General features: G+C 72.9%; 19 protein-coding genes. 9 read left to right on the forward strand and 10 right to left on the reverse strand.

The window, feature by feature from the left end; genetic code table 11:
* Window positions 1–5: 5 nt before the first annotated feature.
* On the reverse strand, window positions 6–1,388 hold the full coding sequence (locus tag ACFZAM_RS13225; RefSeq protein ID WP_391045505.1) for an extracellular solute-binding protein: 1,383 nt from the start codon (window positions 1,386–1,388) through the stop codon (window positions 6–8).
* A gap of 198 nt (window positions 1,389–1,586) precedes the next feature.
* Window positions 1,587–2,408, reverse strand: coding sequence for an endo alpha-1,4 polygalactosaminidase (locus ACFZAM_RS13230; RefSeq protein ID WP_355346065.1), 822 nt, complete (start codon window positions 2,406–2,408; stop codon window positions 1,587–1,589).
* A 234-nt stretch (window positions 2,409–2,642) separates the two neighbouring features.
* Here ACFZAM_RS13230 and ACFZAM_RS13235 point away from each other — a divergent pair, with 234 nt between their 5' ends.
* Window positions 2,643–3,401: a DeoR/GlpR family DNA-binding transcription regulator gene (locus ACFZAM_RS13235; RefSeq protein WP_355346062.1), complete on the forward strand. Its 759-nt coding sequence runs from the start codon at window positions 2,643–2,645 to the stop codon at window positions 3,399–3,401.
* A gap of 85 nt (window positions 3,402–3,486) precedes the next feature.
* Here ACFZAM_RS13235 and ACFZAM_RS13240 read toward each other — a convergent pair whose 3' ends face one another.
* The 3 genes from ACFZAM_RS13240 to ACFZAM_RS13250 form a co-directional block, all read right to left on the reverse strand.
* Window positions 3,487–6,036, reverse strand: a complete 2,550-nt coding sequence (locus ACFZAM_RS13240) for a tetratricopeptide repeat protein (protein ID WP_391045510.1) — start codon at window positions 6,034–6,036, stop codon at window positions 3,487–3,489.
* A 26-nt stretch (window positions 6,037–6,062) separates the two neighbouring features.
* Window positions 6,063–6,587 carry a hypothetical protein gene (locus tag ACFZAM_RS13245; RefSeq protein ID WP_391045512.1) on the reverse strand — a complete coding sequence of 175 codons (525 nt, stop codon included), beginning with the start codon at window positions 6,585–6,587 and terminating at the stop codon, window positions 6,063–6,065.
* A gap of 148 nt (window positions 6,588–6,735) precedes the next feature.
* On the reverse strand, window positions 6,736–7,647 hold the full coding sequence (locus ACFZAM_RS13250; protein ID WP_391045515.1) for an aldo/keto reductase: 912 nt from the start codon (window positions 7,645–7,647) through the stop codon (window positions 6,736–6,738).
* Between the two features lie 450 nt (window positions 7,648–8,097).
* Here ACFZAM_RS13250 and ACFZAM_RS13255 point away from each other — a divergent pair, with 450 nt between their 5' ends.
* The 4 genes from ACFZAM_RS13255 to ACFZAM_RS13270 all read left to right on the forward strand — a co-directional run bounded on the left by ACFZAM_RS13255 (window position 8,098) and on the right by ACFZAM_RS13270 (window position 13,728).
* Complete coding sequence (locus tag ACFZAM_RS13255) at window positions 8,098–10,101, forward strand: DNRLRE domain-containing protein (protein ID WP_391045517.1); 2,004 nt, start codon at window positions 8,098–8,100, stop codon at window positions 10,099–10,101.
* Entirely contained in the window at window positions 10,098–10,598 is a 501-nt protein-coding gene (locus tag ACFZAM_RS13260; protein ID WP_391045518.1) for a hypothetical protein, read from the forward strand. The genes ACFZAM_RS13255 and ACFZAM_RS13260 overlap by 4 nt, the downstream gene beginning before the upstream one ends.
* Window positions 10,599–10,834: 236 nt before the next feature.
* Window positions 10,835–12,439, forward strand: coding sequence for an amino acid adenylation domain-containing protein (locus ACFZAM_RS13265; protein ID WP_391045520.1), 1,605 nt, complete (start codon window positions 10,835–10,837; stop codon window positions 12,437–12,439).
* Entirely contained in the window at window positions 12,439–13,728 is a 1,290-nt protein-coding gene (locus ACFZAM_RS13270) for a benzoate/H(+) symporter BenE family transporter (RefSeq protein WP_391045523.1), read from the forward strand. The genes ACFZAM_RS13265 and ACFZAM_RS13270 overlap by 1 nt, the downstream gene beginning before the upstream one ends.
* Before the next feature lie 74 nt (window positions 13,729–13,802).
* On the opposite strand, the gene ACFZAM_RS13275 is transcribed toward ACFZAM_RS13270, so the two are convergent.
* Window positions 13,803–15,773 (reverse strand): discoidin domain-containing protein, encoded by a 1,971-nt coding sequence (locus ACFZAM_RS13275; RefSeq protein WP_391045525.1) that lies wholly within the window; start codon window positions 15,771–15,773, stop codon window positions 13,803–13,805.
* Between the two features lie 173 nt (window positions 15,774–15,946).
* Between ACFZAM_RS13275 and ACFZAM_RS13280 the strand changes: the two genes are divergently transcribed.
* Complete coding sequence (locus ACFZAM_RS13280; RefSeq protein ID WP_391045528.1) at window positions 15,947–16,969, forward strand: substrate-binding domain-containing protein; 1,023 nt, start codon at window positions 15,947–15,949, stop codon at window positions 16,967–16,969.
* 57 nt (window positions 16,970–17,026) lie between these two features.
* On the opposite strand, the gene ACFZAM_RS13285 is transcribed toward ACFZAM_RS13280, so the two are convergent.
* A complete protein-coding gene (locus tag ACFZAM_RS13285) occupies window positions 17,027–17,887 on the reverse strand; it encodes a hypothetical protein (RefSeq protein WP_391045532.1) in 861 nt (286 codons plus the stop codon).
* A gap of 204 nt (window positions 17,888–18,091) precedes the next feature.
* On the opposite strand from ACFZAM_RS13285, the gene ACFZAM_RS13290 reads away from it, so the two are divergent.
* The gene (locus tag ACFZAM_RS13290; protein WP_355346029.1) at window positions 18,092–19,372 is read left to right on the forward strand and encodes a VWA domain-containing protein; all 1,281 of its coding nucleotides are present in this window, start codon (window positions 18,092–18,094) and stop codon (window positions 19,370–19,372) included.
* Entirely contained in the window at window positions 19,372–20,223 is an 852-nt protein-coding gene (locus ACFZAM_RS13295) for a hypothetical protein (RefSeq protein WP_391045535.1), read from the forward strand. The genes ACFZAM_RS13290 and ACFZAM_RS13295 overlap by 1 nt, the downstream gene beginning before the upstream one ends.
* Before the next feature lie 89 nt (window positions 20,224–20,312).
* On the opposite strand, the gene ACFZAM_RS13300 is transcribed toward ACFZAM_RS13295, so the two are convergent.
* Entirely contained in the window at window positions 20,313–20,681 is a 369-nt protein-coding gene (locus ACFZAM_RS13300; protein ID WP_355346023.1) for a DUF427 domain-containing protein, read from the reverse strand.
* 192 nt (window positions 20,682–20,873) lie between these two features.
* On the opposite strand from ACFZAM_RS13300, the gene ACFZAM_RS13305 reads away from it, so the two are divergent.
* Window positions 20,874–21,095: a hypothetical protein gene (locus ACFZAM_RS13305; protein WP_188282053.1), complete on the forward strand. Its 222-nt coding sequence runs from the start codon at window positions 20,874–20,876 to the stop codon at window positions 21,093–21,095.
* A gap of 31 nt (window positions 21,096–21,126) precedes the next feature.
* On the opposite strand, the gene ACFZAM_RS13310 is transcribed toward ACFZAM_RS13305, so the two are convergent.
* Both ACFZAM_RS13310 and ACFZAM_RS13315 read right to left on the reverse strand, forming a co-directional pair.
* On the reverse strand, window positions 21,127–21,876 hold the full coding sequence (locus ACFZAM_RS13310) for a succinate dehydrogenase/fumarate reductase iron-sulfur subunit (protein ID WP_355346019.1): 750 nt from the start codon (window positions 21,874–21,876) through the stop codon (window positions 21,127–21,129).
* A complete protein-coding gene (locus ACFZAM_RS13315) occupies window positions 21,873–23,912 on the reverse strand; it encodes a fumarate reductase/succinate dehydrogenase flavoprotein subunit (protein WP_391045539.1) in 2,040 nt (679 codons plus the stop codon). Before ACFZAM_RS13315 ends, ACFZAM_RS13310 begins: the two co-directional genes overlap by 4 nt.
* Between the last annotated feature and the right edge of the window lie 2 nt (window positions 23,913–23,914).

Consider the following 23,914-nt stretch of genomic DNA (forward strand, 5'->3'; position numbering starts at 1 on the left):
TCTCCTCAACGCGGGATGAGCAGTGCGGCGTTGGCTTCGTGCGCACAGTCGCGCAGTGCCTTGGCGGGGGTGCTGCGGCCGAGCAGCACCGCGGTGATCGCCTGGCCGAGCGCCTCGGAGATCTGCGGGTAGGCGGGGTGGGCGGGGCGTACCCGCGCGGTCTCCAGGGCCTTGGTGAAGACCGACAGACCCTCCGTGCGGGAACTGCGGTCCTGCCACGCGGGCAGCGCCTGGGTGCTGCGGCTGAGCGGGAGGCTGCCTGCCTGGATGTCCCATCGCACGTCCTGCGGCGGCTGGATCAGCCATTCGACGAAGGTGCGGGCGGCGGCGACGCGCGCCGAGCCGTTGTCGAAGACCGTCCAGGTGTCGGGCCCGGAGATGGTGACCTCTTTCCCGCTGTAGCTGGGCAGCGGGACGACGTGGTAGTCGATCTTGGCCTGGATGACGTCGGGCAGTTGCCAGGGGCCGGTGGGGACCATGCCCATCCGGCCGGAGAGGAAGACCTGGTACATCTGCTCGCTGCCGGGCTTGGGGTCGATGTAGACGCTCTTGTCGGAGGCGAGGGTGGCGATGGTCTCCAGGGCGCGGACACCGGTGTCCTCGAAGCCGATGCCGTGGCCGTCGGCGGAGATGACCTCGCCGCCGAGGTCCCAGATCATCGGCCAGATCCGCCAGACGGTGTCCTCGTCGCCGACGCCCGGCCAGCCGGTGCCGAAGGTGCCGTCGGCGTGGCTGGTGAGCTTCTTCGCGATGGCCGTGAACTCGTCCCAGGTCCAGCCGGGCTCGGGCAGCGGCACTCCGGCGCGGGCGAAGAGCTTCTTGTTGCAGACGACGGCGAGCGAGTCGATGAGCGCGGGCGCGGCGCGTACCCGCTTGTTGACGGTGACGGCCTCGCGGGCCGGGGTCCAGAAGTCGTTCCAGGGGGTGGGGCCGTGGGCCATCGTCGCCGTGAGGTCCACGACCTTGGGGCTGCGGGCGATGCTGGCCAGGTCCGAGCCGAAGATGTAGGCGATGTCGGGGTACGAGCCGGAGGCGAGCGCGGCGGTGACCTTCTGGAGCATGGCGTCGGACAGGACGCCGCCGCCGGGGTCGACCCTGATCTTCGGGTGGGTGCGGTTGAACTCGGCCACCAGTTGCTGGATCGCGGCGCGGCCGGTGTCGGTCTGGCCGTGCCACAGCTCGACGGTGACCCGGCCGTCCGCGCCCACGCCGTCGCTCTCGCCGGTGCCGCAGCCCGCGAGCAGCGCGCCCGCGGCGGCGCCGGAGAGCAGTCCTGTGCCGCGGCGCAGGACGTCACGGCGGGAGAGTCCGGTGTCCCGGCGCGGGTGCCCGGCGGGCGGCGGGTCGCCGGGGAGCGGGCTGCGGGGCAGGACGGGGCCTGCGGTCATCGGTGCCTCCAGAAGGCGGAAGTGCGAGTGCGGGTGCCGGGCGGCGGCTGGGGGGCGGGGCCGTTGCCCGTGCCGGGCGGCGGGGGCCCGGTGCGCCGACGGGGGCGGCGCACCGGGCCGGCCGCGGCCGGCCGGCGGTCCCGACGGCCGGCGTGGTCGGCCGGGCGGGCGGAACAGCCGGTCGGCGGGTTCAGCGGGTCAGCAGGTCTGGCGGACGTATCCGCTGGTTCCCAGCGGTACGACGTCCACGTCGCGGCGGACGACGCTGAGCTTCGTGCCGTAACCCGAGCACGCCTTCTGGAGGCCCTTGGCGGTGTACTCGATGACGATCACGTTGTTGCCGAAGCCGGAGGTGTAGTCGCCGCACTCGTTGTACGTGGCGCATTCCTCGGCGACGGCGAAGTCCAGGCCGTTGGCGACCCGGTCGCCGGACAGTTGCGGGGTGTTCTTCTGCGCGATCGCCATGTTCTTGGAGTGCGCGTGGGCGGAGAGGAGCTTGATGTACGACTCGGCCTCGGCCTTGGTCAGGTAGCCGGAGAAGCGGTCGTAGGTGTCGAAGTTGTCGGGTTCGACGCCCTGGAAGCCCTTGGCCGCGCACTGGTCGACCCAGCCGTTGACCTTGGCGGCGATCCGCTGCCGCTTGTCGGCGGTGCGGATGTCGAGGATCGCCTCGTTCCAGTCCTTGTCCTTGACGACGGCGCCCTTGGAGTCCCGCAGCAGCAGGTCGGCGTCCCACTGGCCCTCGGCGCCCTCCTGGGCCTGGAAGGCGTTGACGTAACAGATGTTGTAGACCCCGGCGGCGGCCGGAGCGGTGTAGTCGCGGCTGACCACGGAGACACCGGCGGGCGGGGTGTAGGGGCCCCCGATCTGGTAGTCGAATCCGGCGTGCGCCGGAGGCGGGGAGACGGACTGGGGCGCGGCCCCTGCGGAATCGGGAGCGAGTGAGGGGACAGCCACGACTGCGGCGACGGCCGCGAGGGCGGCCAGACTCCGACGGGACCGGACACGATTCATGCGCATCATCGAGCTCCTGATGATGGGGGGTACGTCCCCGCCTCGGACGCTGACAGCGATCCTGGCGACTTTGTCCGGGCTTGCGGCGCACGGCCGCCCACCGGCTAGGCGTACCTCTGACGTCGGTGCTCAACTCCGACGTTCGCCAGGAGTTAACCGCGCAGAATTCGTCATGTCAACCGCCCTCTTCTGCGCAAATCATGCTCACTTACGCATCGGAGTGCGCATTATGCTGCACGCATGCTGAGAACTGAGCGTCATGCGCGCATACTTGAGCATGTCTCCGCCAGGGGCGGCATCGACGTCCACGAGCTGTCCCGGCTGCTCGGCGTCTCCACGGCCACCGTCCGCCGCGACCTCCAGCACCTGAGCGAACTCCACCTGCTGCGCCGCACCCACGGCGGGGCGGCGGTCGGCCCGGTCGACCTGGAGGTCCCGCTCCAGCACCGCGCGGGCCGCAGCCGACCGGAGAAGCAGGCCATCGCGAGGGCGGCGGCGGCCCTGGTGCCGGACGGCGCGGTGGTCGGCATGAACGGCGGCAGTACGGTGACGGAGGTGGCCCGGCTGCTGGCCGCCCGCGGACCGCTCACCGTCGTCACCAACGCCGTGAACATCGCGGCCGAGTTGGTTCTGCACAAGCACGTGACGCTCGTCGTGATCGGCGGCAACGCCAGGAACGCCAGCTATGAGCTGGTGGGCCCGATCGCCGAGAAGACCCTGGCCAGCTACCACACCGACATCGCCTTCCTCGGCGTCGACGGCATCAGCGCGGCCCACGGCTGCACCACGCACGACCAGTTGGAGGGCGGCACCGACCGCGCCTTCGCCGACAACAGCGACCGTACGGTCGTGGTCGCCGACCACACGAAGATCGGCCGGGCCACGCTCGCCAAGATCTGCCCGCTCGCCGAGATCCACGACCTGGTGACCGACGGGGCGGCGCCGGACGCCGAGCTGGCCCGTATCGCGGGCGCGGGCGTACGGGTGACGGTCGGCTGAGCGCTTCTCCCGCCACGGTCGGCCGCGTGCTGTGCGGGGGCGCGCCGACCGCTGTTCAGCGGTACCGGGAAGCGCCGACCGTCGTTCACGGCGCCGGGGCGCGCCTGACGCGCAGGGTCAGCACCTCCGACTCCTCACGCCAGTAGGCGATGTTGTGCCGGGTGATGACCGTGTCGCCGTGCTCGGGACCGAGCACCCGCTCCATGTCGACCAGCAGCTCCTCGAAGGCGCGCGCCGCGCCTGCCGCGTCCCCCGCCCGCCCCCGCAGCCGCGCGACATTGTGCCGGGTGGTGAGCGTGTGCGGATGGTCCGGGCCGAGCACGCGGAGCCGGTCCGCCAGCAGCTCCTCGAAGGCGCGCGCCGCGCCGCTGACGTCCCCGGCCCGCCCGCGCAGCCGCGCGATGTTGTGCCGCGTGGTGAGCGTGTCCGGATGGTCCGGGCCCAGCACCCGCGCCGCGTCGGCCAGCAGCTCCTCGAAGGCGCGCGCCGCGCCCTCGGCGTCCCCCGCGCGCCCCTGCCAGTAGGCCAGGTCGTGCCGGGTGGTCAGGGTGTCGGGGTGGTCCTGGCCCAGCACCCGCACCATGTCGACCAGCAACTCCCGTAGCCCCTCGGCCGCTTCGGCCGTCTCCCCCGCGCGACCGCGCAGCCGGGCCATGTTGTGCCGCGTGCTGAGCGTGTCCGGATGGTCGGGGCCCAGCACCCGCAGCCGGTCCGCCAGCAGCTCCTCCAGCGCGGTGGCGGCGTCCTCCGCGTCCTGCGCGTACTCCGCCTCGCCGCTCCAGTAGGCGATGTTGCCGCGGGTGGTGAGCGTGTGCGGGTGGTCGGGGCCGAGCACCCGCAGCCGGTCCGCGAACAGTTCGCGGAAGGCGCTGATCGCGCCCTGCGCGTCGCCCGCCGCGCCCCGCCAGTACGCCAGGTCGTGCCGGGCTGCGAGGGTGTCGGGGTGGTCGGGGCCCAGGTGCTGGTGGGTGGTCCTGGCCAGCAGCCTGAAGTGCCCGGCCGCGGCGGCCACCTGGCCCGCGACGCCCAGGCTCTCGCCGACCCGGTAGAGCAGGGCGTGCGCGTGCGGGCGGTGCAGGGCGCTCTCCGCCTTGCCGGTCAGCGCCGTGGTGTTGGCGCGCAGCGCCTGCGCGAGGTCGGTGTCGCGCTCGACCTCGGGCCAGACCGCGGTCAGTGCGTCGGCCGCGGTACGGGCCAGCGCGTCGTGGTCCGCCTCGCCGAGCGAGTCCCGGACGGCCCGCTGGATGAGCTGGTGGACACGGACCGCCCGGTGCCCGGTCTTCGGGGTGTGGTCGATCAGATTGAGCCCGTGCAGATCGCGCAGGGCCCGTACGGTCTGCTGCTCGGTGATCCCGCGCGCCGGGCACTGCTCGGGGGCGGCCCGGCGCACGACGCGGGTGAGGTGGTCGCGGACCGGCCCGCTGGTGAGCACCGGCTGCGGGATGCCGTTCGGGTCGAGCAGCGCGGCCAGCTCCAGCAGGGACCTGGCCAGACCCCGGGGACCGCGGGCGTCGGCGCGGTCCACCGACAGCGACCAGACGGCGGCCACGCCCGCGGTCTGGTCGTCGGGCAGGGTCGGCGGCCTGAGGTCGGCCAGCCGGGCCCGGTTCGCCAGCAGCGCGCGGTAGTCGTGGCAGCCGATGTCGGCGTCGATGAGATACGCGGCGGCCTGGGACAGGGCCAGCGGCAGTCTGCCCAGGTCCTCGGCGAGCAGCGCGACCTCCTCGGGCGCCTCCACCCGGCCGCGCGCGGCGAGCGCCTCCGTCAGATAGCCGGTCGCCTCCCGCGGGGTGAACAGGCCGACGGTCACCATGCGGCGGCCCGCGCCGGTCAGGGCGGCGTCCCGGCTGCGGGTGGTGACGACCGTACGGCCGAGGGGGTGGTCGGGCGGCCACAGGCCGGTGAGGTCGGCGGGGTCCGTCACATTGTCGAGGACCAGCAGCCAGCGGCAGTGTCCGGCCGCCGCGCCGGGGCCGGGCTCCAGCCAGGCCAGGAACTCCTGCGCGGCGCGCGCCGGTTCGTCCCGCTCGATGTGCAGCACCCTCGCGGCGGCGTCGGCGTACGCGTCGATGACGGCCTGCCGCGTCGAGGCCGTGACCCACATCAGCAGGTCGACCTCGCCCGCCCGCCAGGCGTGGTGGGCGCGCCGGGCGGCGAGCTGCGTCTTGCCGACGCCGCCCATGCCGGTGAGCACCTGGCAGACCACGGCGGTGCCGGGGCCGGTCAGCGCGGTGTCCAGGGCGTGGATCACGTCCCGGTGCTGGAACCAGTCGGCCGACCGGGGCACCACGCCGACCCTGACCGGCCAGTTGACCGGCGAGCGCGGCACGACATGCCAGTGGTGGTGCTGGTGGATGTCGCCCGCGACGCCCGCCGCGACACCGCCGCCGGCCGCGGTGACAGCGGAAGGGGCCGGGGCAGGGACCGGGGCCGCCTGAGACCGGGCCTCGGCGTCGGTACGGGGCCGGGCCTCGGCCTCCGAGCGGCTCCGGCCCTCGGCGCGGACCCGCGACGGGGTGGCCGCGGGCAGCATCGGCAGCGTCGGGACGGTGTCCGAAGGCTCCGGCGCGCGCGGCGGCGCCACCGGCGCGGGTGCGTACGGCGGCGCGGGCGGTGCGTACGGCGGCGCGGACAAAGGGGCGGGGACGGCTCCGGGTGCGCTCAGCCCTGGGGCGGACCCGGCAGAGGAGGGTTTTCCATCCGTACGTCCCCCATCCGTACGTCCCCCATCCGTAACGACGCCACGGACCTGTCCCGGGCTCGTACGTCGACGTCGCCGCCGACCGCGATCCCGTCACCGGTGGCCGCCGCCGTCCCGGCGGGCGGGCCGCCCGGCGGTCCGCCGCCGTAGGGACGGTCCCGCAGCCGGTCCACCGCCTGCCGGAGCGCCGTGGCCAGCGCCGCGTCCCGCTCGACGGCCTCGTCCAGCGCGTCGGTCAGGCGGCGCCTGGTCCGCTCGGTGACCGCGCCGTCAGGGGCGGCGCACTCCTCGGTGGCCAGCCGCAGCGCGGGGTCCTCGCCGAGCAGCACGCGGACCAGCGAGTACAGCCGGTCGAGTTCGCCGACCTGGACCTCGTCCAGGTCGTGCCGCCGCTGCTCGGCACCGCTCGCTCGCCACGTGAGCCACACGCAGACATGGCCGACCGCGGCCTCGACACCCGTCACCCCGTACCCCCATGCGCTCACTCGTCTCCACCGACGGTAGCCAGCCGCGCGCGGCCCGGCATCCGATCTCGGCAAGCCGTCGCGAATTGGCACCGCGGGCACACGATTCCACAGACGACCCACGGTGCACACGCGCCAACTCCGGCCCCGGCCGGGGCACCTCGGCTCCTCAGGCGCCCCCGTGGTGCAGCGCGTCCAGGGCGGCCAGTTCGTCGGCGGTGAACCGCAGCGCGCCAGCGGCCACGTTCTCCACCAGGTGGTCGGGGTTGCCGGTGCCGGGGATGGCCAGGACGTGCGCGCCGCGCTGGAGGGTCCAGGCGGTCCTGATCTGGGCGGCGGTCACACCGTGGGCGCGGGCCGCGGCCAGCACCTGCTCGCTCTCCGCTGCGCCCGCCCCCGACTCGCGGCCCGCGCCCGCGATGGCGAAGAACGGCACGAAGGCGACGCCCTGTTCACCGCACAGGTCCAGGAAGTCGTCGTCCTCGCCGGGCAGTCCGAGCGCGTACTTGTTCTGTACGCACACCACCGGCGCGATGGCGCGGGCCTCGGCGAGGTGGCGCGGCCCGACGTTGGAGATCCCGAGGTGGCGGATCAGCCCGCGCTCGCGCAGTTCGGCGAGCGCGCCGAAGTGCTCGGCGATCGAGTCCGCGCCCTGATTGCGGTAGTTGACCACGTCGAGGTGGTCCCGGCCGAGCTGCCGCAGATTCTCCTCGACCTGTCCGCGCAACTGCGCGGGCGTCGCGGCGGGCAGCCAGGCGCCCGAAGGGTCGCGCCCCGGGCCGACCTTGGTGGTGATGACGAGGTCGTCGGGGTACGGCGCCAGCGCCCGGTTGATCAGCTCGTTGGCCGAGCGCAGGGCGGAGAAGTAGAAGGCGGCGGTGTCGATGTGGTTCACACCGAGTTCGACCGCGCGCCGCAGCACGCCGATCGCGCGCTCGCGGTCGCTGGAGCCGCTGTCGGGCGCGAACGCCCTGCCGTCCTGCGGCAGCCGCATCGCACCGAAGCCCATCCGGTTGACGGTCAGATCGCCGAGCGTCCACGTGCCCGCGGCGTCCGCGGTGATCGTCGTCTCAGAAGTCATCGGAGGATTCTCCCACGGCGGCCCACAGTCGCCCCCGAGGGACGTCGAGGTGACATTCAGGCCACATCCGGAGTCCAGCGGGAGTGTCGCGCGTCACCGTCGCGACCGGGACCGCGCGGGCCGCTCGGCCTTGTGCCCGCAGGTCATGGCGGGTCATAGTCGTTCTTGGCACCGCACCGAAACATTTCGGGACCGCCCGGTGGGGACCGGATCCGGCCGAAGCGGAATCGGCGCGGCGCCGCTGCGTGCCCGCCGTGTCCCCCTCCCCGGCCGCTGGGCTACAGGAGTGCAACAGTCGTTACGGGGAGGCTGACCCCAAAGCGGACCAAACGTTAACCTTGTCGCATCTTGCGGCCGTTTGGGACCGCTGGGGGAACAGCACAGAGCTCAGGGGGGCTCATGCGAAGAGCTGGGGCAATAACCGCTGCCTTCTCACTGGCGGCGGCTTCGATGATCGGATTCACCGCCGCGCAGTCCGCGTCCGCGCTCACCGCGCCGGTCGCGATGACCGCGGACGACCTGCCGACCTGGCAGACCAACGGCGTCGTGTGGGCGCTGGCCCAGGCGCACGGTGTGGTCTTCGCGGGCGGCACCTTCTCCACCGTCCGGCCGCCGGGCGCCGCCGCGGGCACCGGCGAGCAGCAGGCGCTCAACTTCCAGGCGTTCGACGCCGCCACGGGCGCGCCGACGTCCTGCAAGCTGTCCTTCACGGTCGGCTCGGGCACGGCGACGATTCGGGCGCTGGCCGTCTCACCGGACGAGTCGACGCTGTACGCGGGGGGCACCTTCGGTTCGGTGAACGGCGTTCCGTCGAGCAGCCTGGCGGCGATCGACATCGCCACCTGCACCGTGAGGACCACGTTCAAGGTGTCGGTCTCGGCGCAGGTCCGCAGCATCGTGGCGACGAACGACACGGTGTACATCGGCGGCAATTTCCTCACCGTCGCCGGGCAGCCCCGGCAGCGCTTCGCCGCGCTGACGACCACGGGCGCGCTCAAGCCGTTCACGGCCAACGCCGACAAGGCGGGCAAGGCCATGGTGCTCAGCCCGGACGGCACCAGGCTCGTCATCGGCGGCGACTTCAACACCGTCAACGGGGTCAATTCGCACGCGCTGGCCGTGGTCAACGCCACGACCGGCGCCACTGTGAAGACCTATCCGGGCTTCATCTCGGCGACCTCCACCGTGCAGGACCTCACGAGGGACGCCACCGGCTTCTTCACCGCCAACGAGGGCACGGGCGGCGGTGTCTTCGACGGCCGCATCGCGCTCAACTTCAGCGACCTCAACCAGCGCTGGCGCGACACCTGCCTGGGCGCGACCCAGGCCGTCACCGTCTACAAGGGCGTGCTGTACAGCGGCTCGCACGCGCACGACTGCTCCAGCATGCAGCAGTTCCCGCAGCTCAACAACGACCGGCAGCACCTGCTCGCGGAGTCCGTCGACAACCCGAGGCCGCTGCTGGGCTGGTTCCCCGACACCGACGACGGCCCGGCGGGCACCGAGAAGATCGGCCCGCGGGCCCTCACCACCGCCTCCAGCGGCGGCACGGACTACCTGTGGGTGGGCGGCGAGTTCACCCGGATCGCCAGCAACGGCAACCGGCTCCAGCAGGGCCTGGTCCGCTTCCCGAGCGGCCCCGACACGCGCGCGCCGTCCGTACCGCTCCAGGTGACCGCGGCGAACGTGTCCGGCGGGGTACGGGTGAGCTGGCAGGCCAGCCTCGACCTCGACGACTCGACGCTGACGTACAGGATCTACCGCGACGGCACGCAGGTCGGCACGGTCACCGGTGACTCCAAGTTCTGGATCCGCCCGACGCTGACCTTCACCGACACCGCCGCCTCACCCGGCACCACGTACGCGTACCAGGTCACGGCGGGTGACGCGCCCGGCAACACCAGTGCCAAGTCGGCCGCGGCGGCCGTCACGACGCCGGGCGCGCCGACGTCCTCGACGGTGACGCTCAACGCGACGGCGGACAGTTACGTCAACGCGGGCGCGCCCTCGGCGAATTACGGCCCGGACCAGCAGCTCGCGGTGCGCGGCACGTCCGCATACCACACGTACCTGCGGTTCGACCTGCCCGCCGCGCCCGGCGGCATGGTGCTCACGAGCGCGCGACTGACCCTGCGCACCAGCTCCGACGCCATCGCGAACTCGGTCGACACGCTCAATGTGCAGCATGTGACGGGGAGCTGGACGGAGACCGGGGTGACCTGGAACACCCGTCCCACGCTCGACCCGACGGTGCTCGGCACGGTGCCCGCGCCGACCGCGCTCCAGACCGACTACACCGCGACGCTCACCGCGGCGGCGCTGACGCCCGGGCTCGGCGGTCCGTACGATCTCGCGGTGACGTCCACCGGCACGGACTCGGCCTGGTTCTGGTCGAAGGACGCGCCCGGCACGTCGGGACATCCGCAGCTCGTCCTGACCTTCGCGAAGCCGTGACCGCGACCAGAGGCCGGTTCGCCGCGGCCGTCGTCATCGTGACGACGGCCGCGGCCGTCCTGGCCGGATGCGGCGGCGGACACGCGGACGCGGCGCGGGACCGCGCCGCCCCCACCAGCGAGCGCCCGGCCTCCTCCGCGCCCGCCATCGGCCCCGACGGCACCGCGGAGCCGTCCGCCTCGGCCTCGACCGGTCCGGGCGGCGACGGCGGTGCGAACGGCGCCGACGCCAAGGAGTCGACCCTGCCCGAATCCCAGCTCACCCCGGCCACCGGCACGTTCACCGACCAGCAGAAGAGCTATCTGGTCGGAAAGGTGCCCAAGGGCATGGACCCGGCCGCCGTTCTCCAGACCGGCCAGGAGTCCTGCGACCGGATCGCCAACACCGCGGACGCGAGTCCGAAGCTGGCGAAGGAGGCCATCGCGGACGGCGAGATCGCGGACGCGAAGGACGCGATCACGTATCTCTGCCCGAAGTACAAGAGCCTGCTCCGGTAGCGGATCGACCGGCCCGCCCGCGCGGCGGGCCGGTCGGCGCCGGGGACGGTCCGGGTATCGGAATTGGCGCGCGCTCCTTCGGGGCCGCGGATTACGATGCCGGAGCCGTCCCCTTCGCCGTTGTCACCTGCCACGGCGCGCGGGCCCGGTGGTCAAGCAAACGCCGAGCCTGGGAAAGCGCGGGACGTGATGGTTCGTCGAGCACACCGCCGACGGCACGCCGTATCCGTCCGGAGGTGTCGGCGCTGCGCCGGGTGACCGCGTCCGAGGCGGCCCTGGCCGCGCACCGGCAGATCAACGCCACGGCGGTCGGCTATCCGCGCGACAGCGGTGTGCCCGCGCTGTTCGAGGAGCGCGCGCGGCTGCGGCCAGAAGCGCCCGCGGTCGAACAGGGCGCGCGCACGGTCGGCTACGGGCAGCTCGACCGCCTCGCCAACGGCCTCGCCCGTGACCTGCTGGCGCGCGGACTCCCGCCGGGCGCGACCGTCGGCGTGTGCCTCGACCGCTCTCCCGAACTGGTCGTCGCGCTGCTCGCCGTCCTCAAATGCGGCGGCTGCTACCTGCCGTTCGACGCGTCCTGGCCGGACGAGCGGCTGCGCGCCCTGCTGTCGGACGCCGACTGCCGGTGGGTGCTCACCGACCGGCCGGCGGAGCTGGCCGACCGGCTCGACGGCTGCCGGACCGTCCCGGTGACGCGGGGCGGTGTCGCGGAGAGCGAGCGCGGCCCGGAGGTCGAGGTCACGGGCGACGCCGTCGCGTACGTCAACTTCACCTCGGGTTCGACCGGCCGCCCCAAGGGGGTGCCGGTCCGGCACCGCGGTGTGGTCCGGCTGGTGTCCGGCGCCCGCTACGCCCGGCTCGGCGAGGGCGGCAGGCTGCTGCAACTGGCGCCGGTGACCTTCGACGCGGCGACCTTCGAGATCTGGGGCGCGCTGCTGACCGGCGGCACCTGCGTGCTCTACCCCGACGCGCGGCTGAGCCTGTCGAAGCTGGGGCGGGCGCTGCGCGAGAGCCGGGTCAATGTGCTGTTCCTGACCACGGCGCTGTTCAACTCCGTGCTGGACGAGGCGCCCGAAGCCCTCGACACGGTGGCCACCGTGCTGACCGGCGGCGAGCGCGCCTCGGTGCCGCGGCTGGCGCAGGCCGTACGCCGCTACGGCCCCGGCCGCCTGGTGCACGTCTACGGACCGACCGAGTCGACCACCTTCGCCACGTACCACCGGGTCGACGCGCTCCCCGCCGACGCGGCGGAACTGCCGATCGGCCGGCCGATCCAGAACACCCGGCTGTACGTGATCGACACGGACGGCGACGACGGCGGTGAGCTGTGCGAGCCGGGGCGCGCGGGCGAGATCTGGCTGGCGGGGGACGGTCTGTCGCCCGGATATCTGGGGATGCCGGAGCTGACCGCCCGGCTGTTCGTGGAGCGCGAGGTCGACGGCGTACGCGAACGGCTGTACCGGACGGGCGACTACGGGCATCTGCGGGCGGACGGCGCGGCGGTGTTCCACGGCCGCAGGGACGACCAGGTGAAGGTGAACGGCTACCGCATCGAACTGGGCGAGATCGCCCACCATCTGGACCGGCACCCGGCCGTCCGGCGCAGCTTCGTCACCGCGAGCGCCCGCGGCGAGAAGCCGGTGTGGGCGTTCGTCGTCACCGACGACCCGGCCTGCACCCCACAGGCGCTCCGCGCCCATCTGCGCGCGCTGCTGCCCGGCTTCATGGTCCCGGCCCGCATCCAGCTCTGTGACACCCTGCCGTTGACCGCCAGCGGCAAGATCGACCGCACGGCCCTGCTCGCCGCCCACGCGCGCCGGCCGGCCCCGGAGGAGACCTGATGCCCGTCCGCACCACCGCCCCGGAGCCCGTCCGGGACGAGCCCGGCGGTGACTCCGCGCGCTCCGGCCTCTTCCGGGCCTCGACGGCGGGCCTGATCGCCGCCTTCGTCGGCTTCTCCAGCTCCTTCGCGGTGGTGCTCGAAGGGCTCACCAAGGTCGGCGCGTCGCACGCCGAGGCCGCGTCGGGACTGATGGCGCTGTGCGTGGCGATGGGCCTGTGCGCGATCTACCTGAGCCTGCGCTCCCGGCTGCCGATCAGCATCGCCTGGTCGACGCCGGGCGCGGCGCTGCTGGCGGGCTCCGCGGGTACGCACGGCGGATTCGCGGCGGCCGTGGGCGCGTTCCTGCTCACGGGGGTGCTCGTCGTGATCTCCGGGCTGTGGAGGCCCCTCGGCCGGTGGGTCTCGGCGATCCCGAAGCCGCTGGCGAACGCGATGCTCGCGGGCATCCTGCTGCCGCTGTGCCTGGCTCCGGCGCACGCGGTCAAGTCCGACCCGGCGGTGGGCCTCGGTGTGATCCTCGCCTGGGCGGTCGTCGGCAGTGTCCGGAAGCTGTACGCGGTGCCCGCCGCGGTGGTCGTGGCCGTCGTCCTGATCGCCGCCACCACGCACATCGACACGGCCGCGCTCGGCCCGCTGTGGCCGCACCCGGTGCTGGTCACCCCGCACTTCACCGCCTCCGCGGTGATCGGCATCGCGCTGCCGCTGTACGTGGTGACGATGGCGTCGCAGAACATCCCCGGCATCGCGGTGCTCAATGTCAACGGCTACCACCCGGAGCCGGGGCCGCTGTTCGGCTGGACCGGCGTCTTCAGCCTGCTGTCGGCGCCCTTCGGCGGGCACGCGGTCAACCTGGCGGCGATCACCGCCGCGCTGTGCGCGGGCGAGGAGGCGGGGCCCGACCCGCGCAAGCGGTACCGGGCCGCGGTCGTCGCCGGCGGCGCGTACATCCTGCTGGGCCTGGGCGCGGCGGCGGCGGTCGCCTTCGTCAACGCCTCACCGCCCAATGTCATCGAGGCCGTCGCGGGACTCGCGCTGCTCGGCGCCCTCGGCAATTCCCTGACCGGCGCGATGGCCGACGCCGACAACCGCGAGTCGGCGGTCGTCACGCTCGTCGTCACCGTCTCGGGCGTGACCTTCTTCGGCGTCAGCGGCGCCTTCTGGGGCCTGGGCGCGGGCGGCGCGCTGTACGCGACGCGGCAGTGGCAGGCGCGCCGGACGGAGCGGGCGGCAGCGGCGGACGCCGGGCCGGAAGCGGCGGCGCGTCCCGTACCGGAGGCGGACGCGTGACACGCGGCGGCAGCCGCGACCTCCAGGAGGTCGCGGCTGCCCCGGGGTGACGCGTCGGGTCGGAACGCCTCGGCTCAGCGGTAGAGCCGCAGATCGGCCAGGCTCCACCAGTTGGCCGCCGTGCCCGTCGATGTGACGCGCACATAGCGTGCCGTGGTCCTACGGGGCAGGTCGGCGACGGTGAGCTGCCCGGTTCCCGTACCGGCGGCGGCCGTCCGCCAGGTGACGCCGTCGTCGCTGGTCGAGATCTGCCAGCCGCGGGCGTAGTCGCCGAGGTTGTCGCCGCTGTCGACGGCGACGCGGGAGAACGCGGTGCGCTTCTTGAGGTCGATCTGCACGTACTGACCGGGGGTCTGGGCCGCGCCGCTGGACCAGCGGGTCGAGCCGTCGGCGTCGATCGCGAGGTCGGGGGCGCCCTGCCCGGCGGGCTGGGAGGTGGCGCTCGCGCCGTTCAGCGGCACCGCGTGCGACCGGCTGGTCAGATCAGCCGATCTGGGCCACGTGAAGGTCGCCAGCGCACCGCCGGGCAGGGAGTATGCGAAGGTCCGGTCGCCGACGGCGACGGCGAAGGAGCGCGGGTCGTCGTTCTCGTTGTGCACGACGAGCGCGGTGGAGCCGTCGGGGTTGCGGAAGGCGACATCGGTGAGCTGGCCGTTCCAGCCGGTCGTGCCGTAGTTGGTGCTGCCGATCCGTACCGCGCCCGGCCGGACGAACTTCGACAGGTGGCCGATGGTGAAGAACTCGGCGCTGGGGGTGACCGTGCCGTCCGGCTGGACGGTCAGCAGGGCGGTGCAGGTGTCGCAGCCGCCGTTGTGCGGGCCGCCGTCGGCGTCCAGCGCGAGGTTCCAGTCGGCGACGGACTTCGCCCAGTTGCGCGTGGTGCCGACGGTGATCGTGCGCGCGTGCCAGGTCAGCGTGCCGCGGAAGATCTGCGCGGGCGTGTCGGTCGCGCCGTGCGAGCCGGAGCACTCCGTGAACCAGATGCCCTTGTCGGGGTGCGCGTCGTGCAGCGCGCTCTGCGCGCTGGGGTCGCCCGAGTAGCAGTGGTAGGCGGTGCCCGCGATCCATCGGGCGGCCGGGCTGTCCAGCACCTCGTACGGGTAGTCGGTCTGCGGGTCCTCGCCCATCTGCTCGGCGGTCTTGATGTCGTCGGGGTGCGTGGTCCAGTTGTGGTCGTACGCGAGGATCTTGGTGCGCGGGCTGGCCCGGTGCAGCAGCGGTCCCAGCGCCTCGATCACCTTGACCTGCGCCTGCACGGGCAGGTCGGTGCCGGGGTACGCGGAGGGCTTACGGTTCTGCGGCTCGTTCTGCACCGTCAGGTAGTCGACGGGCACGCCCGCCGCCGCGTACGCCTGGACGAATTTCACCAGGTAGCGGGCGTAGGCGTCGTAGACCTTCGGGTCGTCCTTGAGGTGGCCGCCGACCAGCGAGTCGCCGTCCTTCATCCACGCGGGCGGGCTCCAGGGCGTGGCCATGACGGTGAGCCGGGGGTTGAGCCGCTTCGCCTGGCGCAGCAGCGGCAGGATCTGCCGCTGGTCGTGCGCGATGCTGAAGTGGCGCAGCGCGAAGTCGGTCTGCCCCGCGGGCATGTCGTCGTAGGTGTAGTGGGCGGCGGCGGCCGTGAAGTCGGAGGAGCCGATGGGCTGGCGCAGGAAGCTGACGCCGATGCCGCGGGCGGGGTCGAAGAGCTGCCGCATCGCGGAGTCCCGCGTCGTGCGCGGCAGTCGGCTCAGGACGGCGGCCGAGGAGTCGGTGAGCGCGCCGCCGAAGCCGTCCACGCTCTGGTAGCTCTGGTTCGGGTCGACGGTGATGGTGGTGAGGTCGGACGGTCCCCGGCCGAAGTCGACCGGCGCCTGCTGCCGTAGTTCCTGGGCGCCGTCGGCCGTGGTCAGCCACACCTGGGCGCGGGGTGGCGGCGCCGGGCGGGAGGGGGAGGCCGCGGTGGCGGCCGTCGGGGTGACGGCGGCCGTCTGGGCGGCCGGTACGCAGGCCAGGCAGAGTGCGGCGGCTGTGGCAGCGGCGGCACCTACGGCGCGTCTCCTCATCGTTCTCCTCGGGCAGCACTCACTCTGAAACGGAATGAAACGTTTTCTGGAACCGTGGCGAAAATCAGGTAAGCGGTCGACGGCGTGCGCTGTCAATGCCTTGTACCGATCCTGCCGTGACCCTGATGGGTCGGGGCGCTAAGCTGCGCACATGAAACGAACGGGTGTAACAGTTGGCTAGGTCACCGGGCACCCGCGTGACGGTCCGCGCCATCGCGGCGGAGGCGGGCGTCTCCATCGCCACCGTGTCGCGGGTCATGACAGGACAGGCCAACGTGGCTCCCGACACCCAGGCGCTGGTCCGCCGGGCGGTCGAACGGCTGGGGGCCCCGGCCCCCGTCCGGCGCGGCGCGGCGGACGGCGCGATCTACGTGCGCTGCCCGTATGTCCTCACCGACTACTTCGGTGTGATCGTCTCCTCGATCGCCGAGACACTGGACCTGCACGGCAGGCGCGTGGTGCTCAGCGCGGGCGACGCGGCGCGCGAGGTCCAGGTGCTGCCGGGGCTGCCGGGCGACCCGGGCATCGCGGGCGCGATCCTCATCGTCCCGCCCGAGCCGGAAAGGGAGTTGGAGGTCCTGCGGGCCCAGGACTTCCCCTTCGTGGTCGTCGACCCGCGCACCCCGCTCCCCCGCGACATCGCCTCGGTCTCGGCCGCCAACCTCGCCGCGGCCCGCAGTGTCACCGCGCACCTGGTGGAGTTCGGCCACCGCCGGATCGGCGTCATCGGCGGACCGGGCGACTGGCTCGCCAGCAAGTCCCGTCTCGCGGGCCACACTTCGGCCCTCGCCGACGCCGGGGTGCTGCCCTCCCCCGAACTCCTGCGCAGCATCGAGCCGACCGCCGACTGGGGCTACGGGGCCGCCTGCGAACTCCTCGACCTCCCCCAACCCCCGACCGCGCTGGTCGCGTTCAACGACAAGGCCGCCGTCGGCGCGCTGCGCGCCGCCTACGAACGCGGCCTGCGCGTCCCCGAGGACCTCTCCATCACCGGCTTCGACGACATCGACCTCAGCCGCAGCACCGTGCCCCGCCTCACCACCGTCCGCCAGCCGCTCGAAGAGATGGGCCGGATGGCGGTCTCCCTGCTGATGCGGCTCCTGGACCGCCACACGGTCGACACCCTCCACGTCGAACTGGCCACCCACCTGGTGGTCCGCGGCTCGACAGGGCCGGCCCCGGCGCCTCCCCGCTGACGCGGGGGGGGCGGGCGTCCGGGGCCGGTGGGCCGCCCGGAGTCGGCGACAGGTGCGTCAGCGCTTGGGGCCGGTCGCGAAGACGCCCTCGGGGAAGGCGCCCGCGGCCAGCGCGCGCATGGTGAGGCCCTGGGCGATCTCGGTCAGACGGGCGGTGCCGGCCTCGCCGAGGTGCTCGTAGGGGGCGCGGCCGAGACGGTCGGTCTCGGACTCGATGTGGCGGCGCAGTTCGACGCCCTGGTCGGTGAGCGAGCCGTCGGCGTCGAGAAGGCCGCGGTCGCGCAGCCGGGCGACGGCCGCGTCCCATTCCTGCTCGCTCCAGCCGCGGTGGGTCCTGGCGAAGCCCGGCAGGAAGCCCTTGCCGGTCGCGGTGTGGGTGACGAGGGCTTCCAGGCCGTCGAGTTCGGCGCAGAGCAGGACGGCGAGGTGTCCGTCGCCGCGGTACTCGCGCAGCAGCGTGGTGGCGTGCCAGAAGGCCAGGTGCGGCTCCTTCGGCGACGGCAGGGCCGCGTGGGCGGCGTAGAGGATACGGTCGCCGCCGGTGCACGCCTCGGCGGCCCGCTGGGCGAGTTCGGCGGCCTCGGCCATCTCCGGGGAGTCGACGGCGTCGCCGAGCAGACGGCGCTGTACGGCGTCGACCGCGCGCAGCCGCGCCGCGGTGATGTCCTCGGGGGCGGCCAGGGTCCAGGCGAGCGGGATGTGTCGGGCCACCAGGGACGGGCTGAAGTTGTAGAAAGTGCTCGTCACCACGGCGGGGCCGACCGGGCCGAGGGCGGCGGCGCGGCCCGCGAAGTAGCACATGCGGTTGTTCTCCAGCCCGGCCGCGACCAGCGCCGCCTGCGTCTCGGGCGCGAAGTACACCATCGAGTGCAGCGGTTCGAGCACCCGGAAACATTTCCTACCGGCCAGTAGCGTCATATCCGCCACTTTACTGAGATCGCCGCGCACGTCCACCCCCGGCGCACCACCTGCCGGCGCGCGGCCCCGGCGGCTCCCCGGCCCGGCGCGCGCTCGTCGTCCCCGCCCGTGGTCCGTCCCCGTCCGTCCGCTTTGGCACGGTCCCGCACCGGCCGCCGACCGGCCGACTTCAGGTTTTGACACTACCTTCACTACGATCCGGCGATGATCATAAGAAGGTTACTGACGGCCGGAGTTGGCTGCGGCCTGCTGGTCGTCCTGGCTTGCGGTCTGCTGCCCGCGAGCGCGGTCGCCGACGAACCCACGACACCGGCGACGCCGACGGCGCAAGCCGCCCCGAAGGTGGAACTGCTGCTCGATGTCAGCGGCTCCATGCGGGCGAAGGACATCGACGGGCAGTCGCGGATGGCCGCCGCGAAGCAGGCGTTCGACGACGTGCTGGACTCGGTGCCGGAGAACGTGGAGCTGGGCATCAGGACGCTCGGCGCCGACTATCCGGGCAACGACCGCAAGACCGGGTGCAAGGACACCCGGCAGCTCTACCCGGTCGGCCCGCTGAACCGCACCGAGGCCAAGGCCGCGGTGGCGACGCTGGCGCCCACCGGCTGGACGCCGATCGGCCCCGCGCTGCTCAAGGCGGCCGACGATCTCCAGGGCGGTGACGGCACCCGCCGCCTGGTGCTGATCACCGACGGCGAGGACACCTGCGCGCCGCTCAACCCGTGCGACGTCGCGCGGGACATCGCCGCCAAGGGCATCCATCTGGTCATCGACACGCTGGGCCTGATCCCGGACTCCTCGACCCGTAACCAGTTGACGTGCATCGCGGAGGCGACCGGCGGCACGTACACCGCCGTCCAGCACCGGCAGCAGCTCACCACCAAGGTGAAGCAGTTGGTGGGCCGCAGCACCGACGCCGTGGTGGCCCCGGTGGCCGCCCGGGGCGCCGCGCAGTGCGCGGACGCGCCGCAGCTCAAGGCGGGGATCTACACCGACCGCGAGCTGTTCTCGGAGAACCGCTGGTACCGGGTGGACGTGCCGCCGGGGCAGGAGCTGCGCGCCTCGGTGAGCGTCTCCGCCGACCGGGCGGTGAACGCGAACTACGGCGTCCTGCTGCGTGGCGTGACCACGCACGGCCGGGAGATCGTCAGGGACGACGAGGGCGGCACCGGCCGTACCGACGTCGTGTCCGCCGGTATCCGCTACCCCAAGCCGCACGCGGACTCCGACACCCCGCCGGAGACGGTCTGCCTCCAGGTCGGCAACTCCTTCTCTGCCGCGCCGTCGGTCAAGACCACCCCCGGTCTGCCGGTGGAGCTCTCCATCGACCTGGTGGACTCCCCCGACCAGCCCTCCGACGTGGCCTTCTTCGGCCTCGGGCGCGGCTGGTGGCTGTTGGGCACGCTGGCCGTGGCCGGCGCGGTCCTCGGCCTGCTGTCGGGCTGGGTGTCCCGCTGGCGTCTGAACACGGGGAGGACCGTCTGATGCGTACGTCACCACGTAAGGCCGTACGGCTGCTGACGGTCACCGCGGCGGGGCTGCTGGCCGCCGCGGCGCTGGCCCTGAGCGCGGGCGGCGCGGTCGCCGACGACCCGTCGGCCGACCCGAGCGCGAGCACGGGTACGGCCGCTCCCGGCGACGGCGACACCGCGCCGACGGAGGCGGGGACGAGTTTCCGTACCGCCGCCGTCGTCCGGCAGGGGCAGGAGGCGACCGCGGACGCGTCGGCGGGCGACTACCTGTACTGGACGTTCCCCGCCGACAGCGGGCAGAACGTGACGGTGAAGGCCACCGTCACCTTCCCCGAGACCGCGGCCCGGCACGGCGCGTCCACCTGGCAGCTCGATGTGTACGACGGGCTGCGGCGCCGCCAGCCGTGCAGATACGGCGCGCAGAGCAGGTCCGTGGCGGCCGACGCGGGCTCGGTCGAGCTGATCTGCCACCTGCGGGCGATCCGCTCGTGGGCCGACACCTGGTCCAACGATCCGCTGCGCGGCGGCTACTTCCTGCGGCTGACCGTGCTCGACCTGCCCGCGGCCGACCTCGGCCAGCCGGTCAAGGCGGCCGTGAAGGCCACCTCGGAGGGCACGGCGGGGCAGCAGGCGGTCGACGGCTCGGTGACGCCCGTGGTGTCGGCGTACGCGCCGCATGTGGCGCCGGGCGACGGCTGGGCGGGCACCTGGTGGTCGCCGCGCTGGCTGTGGACCGGCGGCGGCGGTCTGCTGGCCGCTCTGGCCGGTCTGGGCGCGCACCGACTCGCCCGGGGTCCGATCCGGTCTCGGCGGGACCCGCGCACCCCTGAGCGGCCCCGCGAGCCCGTGGGATACCGGGACTGAGGCACGGCACGCGAGGAGGGCCCGTCCGACCGGACGGGCCCTCCTTTCTCGCGTGCGACGGCTGCCACGCGGCCACTGCCACGCGAGCGCTACCGCGCGGCGACCTCGACGTGCTGCGGGTAGAAGGCGACGTGTCCGGCGATCGTGCCGACCGCGTCGTACGGCTTCTCGTACGTCCACACCGCGTCGGTGATCTCGCCGTCCGCGGTCACGAGGGAGTAGTAGGAGGCGTCGCCCTTGTAGGGGCAGTACGTCTGGGACTCGGTGGGGCGCAGGGCGTCGGCCTCGACGTCGGCGAGCGGGATGTACTGCACCGGCGGGTAGTCGGCCTCGCGCAGGGTCAGGGCGTGGGTGGTGTCGGCGATGACCTTGCCCGCGGCCCTGACCACGATGCGCTCCGGGTTCGGCTCGACCGTGATGGGGTGGTCGGGACCGGGTGTCTTGACCGTGCGTGCCATGGGGGGCTCCATGAGTAGAACCTGGATGGACCCGAGGTGACCTGGGGGGATCTGCCGCGGTCCGCCTGTCCTGGGCGATACCCACCGAGGGTAGACAGACAGGTCTATACGGGTCAAGGACGGCTGGCGGGTAGTCGCAGATGCGTCGTCCGACGGGACAATCGGACCGCCGACTGGCGCATACTGGTGACAATGACAAAGCCTGATGCAGCGAAGCGCTTTTTGCCCACCAGTCCCTTCAAAGCCCCGGTGGCGCCGCCACCGAAGGAGTTCGCCGTGGGCAATCGGGTCACCCACGATGTGTACGGCCTCGGCCGGGTCACCGGAGTCGAGGAAGGCGTCGCGGTGATCGTCGACTTCGGCTCGCTCCAGAAGCGCATCATGAGCCCGTACACCAAGCTCACCAACCTCTGAGGTTCCAACGGCGTGGGGACCCCGAAGGTTCCTAACGGCGTGGGACCTTGCGGGCCGCCCGCAGCCACTCCTTGTTCATCGCGGTGATCGAGGTCAGCGGGATGCCCTTGGGGCAGGCGGTGGCGCACTCCCCCGTGAGCGTGCAGCCGCCGAATCCCTCCTCGTCCATCCGCGCGACCATGTCGAGGACACGGGTCTCGCGCTCCGGCGCGCCCTGCGGCAGCACGTTGAGGTGGTTGACCTTCGCGGAGGTGAAGAGCATCGCGGAGCCGTTGGGGCAGGCGGCGACGCAGGCGCCGCAGCCGATGCACTCGGCGTGTTCGAACGCGGAGTCGGCGGCGGCCTTGGGTACGGGCGTGGCGTGTGCTTCGGGCGCCGCGCCGGTGGGCACGCTGACGTAACCGCCGGACTGGATGATCCGGTCGAACGACGAGCGGTCCACGACCAGGTCGCGGACGACGGGGAAGGCGGCGGCCCGCCACGGCTCGACGTCGATGGTGTCGCCGTCCCGGAAGGACCGCATGTGGAGCTGGCAGCTCGTGGTGCGCTCCGGGCCGTGCGCGTCGCCGTTGATCACCAGGCTGCACGCGCCGCAGATGCCCTCACGGCAGTCGTGGTCGAAGGCGACCGGGTCCTCGCCCTCGACGGTGAGCCGTTCGTTGAGCGTGTCGAGCATTTCCAGGAACGACATGTCGGGTGAGACGTCGTCGACCTGGTAGGTGGCCATGGCGCCGGGCGCTTCGGTGTTCTTCTGGCGCCAGACGCGCAGGGTGAGCTTCATGCGTAGCTCCGCTGGGTGGGGTGTACGTAGTCGAAGACGAGGTCTTCCTTGTGCAGGACGGGCGCGCCGCCGGTCCGGGTGAACTCCCACGCGGCGGCGTAGGAGAACTCCTCGTCCCGGCGGGCGGCCTCGCCGTCCGGGGTCTGGGACTCCTCGCGGAAGTGGCCGCCGCAGGACTCGGCGCGGTGCAGCGCGTCGAGGCACATCAGCTCGGCCAGCTCCAGGTAGTCCACGACGCGGTTGGCGCGCTCCAGCGACTGGTTGAACTCCGCGCCGCTGCCCGGCACCTTGATCCGGCGCCAGAATTCGTCCCGGATCTGCGGAATCCGGTCCAGCGCCTTGCGCAGCCCCTCCTCCGTCCTGGCCATCCCGCAGAACTCCCACATCAGCTCGCCGATCTCGCGGTGGAAGGAGTCGGCGGTGCGGTCGCCGTCGACGGCGAGGAGCAGATTGAGCCGGTCCTCGGTCTCCGCGAGGACTTCCTGGACGACGGGGTGTTCGGCGCCGATCTCCTCGCGCCCCGGGTGGCGGGCCAGGTAGTCGTTGATGGTGGCCGGCAGCACGAAGTAGCCGTCGGCCAGGCCCTGCATCAGCGCGGAGGCGCCGAGCCGGTTGGCGCCGTGGTCGGAGAAGTTGGCCTCGCCGATCGCGAAGAGGCCGGGCACGGTGGTCTGGAGGTCGTAGTCCACCCACAGGCCGCCCATCGTGTAGTGCACGGCCGGGTAGATCCGCATGGGGACCTCGTACGGGTCCTCGGCGGTGATCCGCGCGTACATCTCGAAGAGGTTGCCGTACTTCTCCTCGACCGCCCTGCGGCCCATCCGCGCGATGGCGTCGGCGAAGTCCAGGTAGACGCCCTGGCCGCCGGGGCCGACGCCGCGGCCCTCGTCGCAGACGTTCTTCGCGGCGCGGGAGGCGATGTCGCGCGGTACGAGGTTGCCGAAGGAGGGGTAGATCCGCTCCAGGTAGTAGTCGCGCTCGTCCTCGGGGATCTCGCCGGGCGGGCGGGTGTCGCCCTTGGTGCGCGGCACCCAGATCCGGCCGTCGTTGCGCAGCGACTCGCTCATCAGCGTGAGCTTGGACTGGTGGTCGCCGGTGCGCGGGATGCAGGTGGGGTGGATCTGGGTGAAGCAGGGGTTGGCGAAGTACGCGCCGCGCCGGTGCGCCCGCCAGACGGCGGTCGCGTTGGAGTTCATGGCGTTGGTCGACAGGTAGAAGACGTTGCCGTAGCCGCCGGAGGCCAGCACCACGGCGTCCGCGAAGTGGCTGCGGATCTCGCCGGTGATCAGGTCGCGGGCGACGATGCCGCGGGCCCTGCCGTCGATGACGATCAGGTCGAGCATTTCGGTCCGCGGGTGCATCTCGACGTTGCCCGCGGCGATCTGCCGGGACAGCGCCTGGTAGGCGCCGAGCAGCAGTTGCTGGCCGGTCTGGCCGCGGGCGTAGAAGGTGCGGGAGACCTGGACGCCGCCGAAGGAGCGGGTGTCGAGCAGGCCGCCGTACTCACGGGCGAAGGGCACGCCCTGCGCGACGCACTGGTCGATGATCTCCACCGAGATCTGGGCGAGGCGGCGGACGTTGGACTCGCGGGCCCTGAAGTCGCCGCCCTTGACGGTGTCGTAGAAGAGCCGGTGGACGGAGTCGCCGTCGTTGCGGTAGTTCTTCGCGGCGTTGATGCCGCCCTGCGCGGCGATCGAGTGGGCGCGGCGCGGGGAGTCCTGGTAGCAGAACTGCACGACGTGGTAGCCCTGTTCGGCGAGTGTGGCGCCCGCGGAGCCGCCCGCGAGCCCGGTGCCGACGACGATCACGGTGTGCTTGCGGCGGTTGGCGGGGTTGACCAGCTTCGCGGTGAAGCGGCGGGTGTCCCAGCGGTCCTCGATCGGGCCTTCGGGTGCCTTGGTGTCGGCGAGGGGCTCGCCGGTCGCGTACCGCGCGTAGTCGGACGGCGCGGAGTCGGACGGCGCGGGCGCGGCGTCGGTCGCGGCGGTCGTCGCGGAAAGCTCGGGGCTGTCGGGGGTCTCGGAGGTCTCGGGCATGT

This window comes from Streptomyces sp. NPDC008079 (assembly GCF_042957385.1).
GTDB lineage: Bacteria > Actinomycetota > Actinomycetes > Streptomycetales > Streptomycetaceae > Actinacidiphila.

Coding starts and splice junctions, on each gene's coding strand:
- ACFZAM_RS13225 (WP_391045505.1), bottom strand. CDS start 1,388: ATGACCGCAGGCCCCGTCCTGCCCCGCAGCCCGCTCCCCGGCGACCCG.
- ACFZAM_RS13295 (WP_391045535.1), top strand. CDS start 19,372: ATGCGTACGTCACCACGTAAGGCCGTACGGCTGCTGACGGTCACCGCG.
- ACFZAM_RS13290 (WP_355346029.1), top strand. CDS start 18,092: ATGATCATAAGAAGGTTACTGACGGCCGGAGTTGGCTGCGGCCTGCTG.
- ACFZAM_RS13310 (WP_355346019.1), bottom strand. CDS start 21,876: ATGAAGCTCACCCTGCGCGTCTGGCGCCAGAAGAACACCGAAGCGCCC.
- ACFZAM_RS13255 (WP_391045517.1), top strand. CDS start 8,098: ATGATCGGATTCACCGCCGCGCAGTCCGCGTCCGCGCTCACCGCGCCG.
- ACFZAM_RS13230 (WP_355346065.1), bottom strand. CDS start 2,408: ATGCGCATGAATCGTGTCCGGTCCCGTCGGAGTCTGGCCGCCCTCGCG.
- ACFZAM_RS13285 (WP_391045532.1), bottom strand. CDS start 17,887: ATGACGCTACTGGCCGGTAGGAAATGTTTCCGGGTGCTCGAACCGCTG.
- ACFZAM_RS13300 (WP_355346023.1), bottom strand. CDS start 20,681: ATGGCACGCACGGTCAAGACACCCGGTCCCGACCACCCCATCACGGTC.
- ACFZAM_RS13270 (WP_391045523.1), top strand. CDS start 12,439: ATGCCCGTCCGCACCACCGCCCCGGAGCCCGTCCGGGACGAGCCCGGC.
- ACFZAM_RS13315 (WP_391045539.1), bottom strand. CDS start 23,912: ATGCCCGAGACCTCCGAGACCCCCGACAGCCCCGAGCTTTCCGCGACG.
- ACFZAM_RS13305 (WP_188282053.1), top strand. CDS start 20,874: ATGACAAAGCCTGATGCAGCGAAGCGCTTTTTGCCCACCAGTCCCTTC.
- ACFZAM_RS13250 (WP_391045515.1), bottom strand. CDS start 7,647: ATGACTTCTGAGACGACGATCACCGCGGACGCCGCGGGCACGTGGACG.
- ACFZAM_RS13275 (WP_391045525.1), bottom strand. CDS start 15,773: ATGAGGAGACGCGCCGTAGGTGCCGCCGCTGCCACAGCCGCCGCACTC.
- ACFZAM_RS13235 (WP_355346062.1), top strand. CDS start 2,643: ATGCTGAGAACTGAGCGTCATGCGCGCATACTTGAGCATGTCTCCGCC.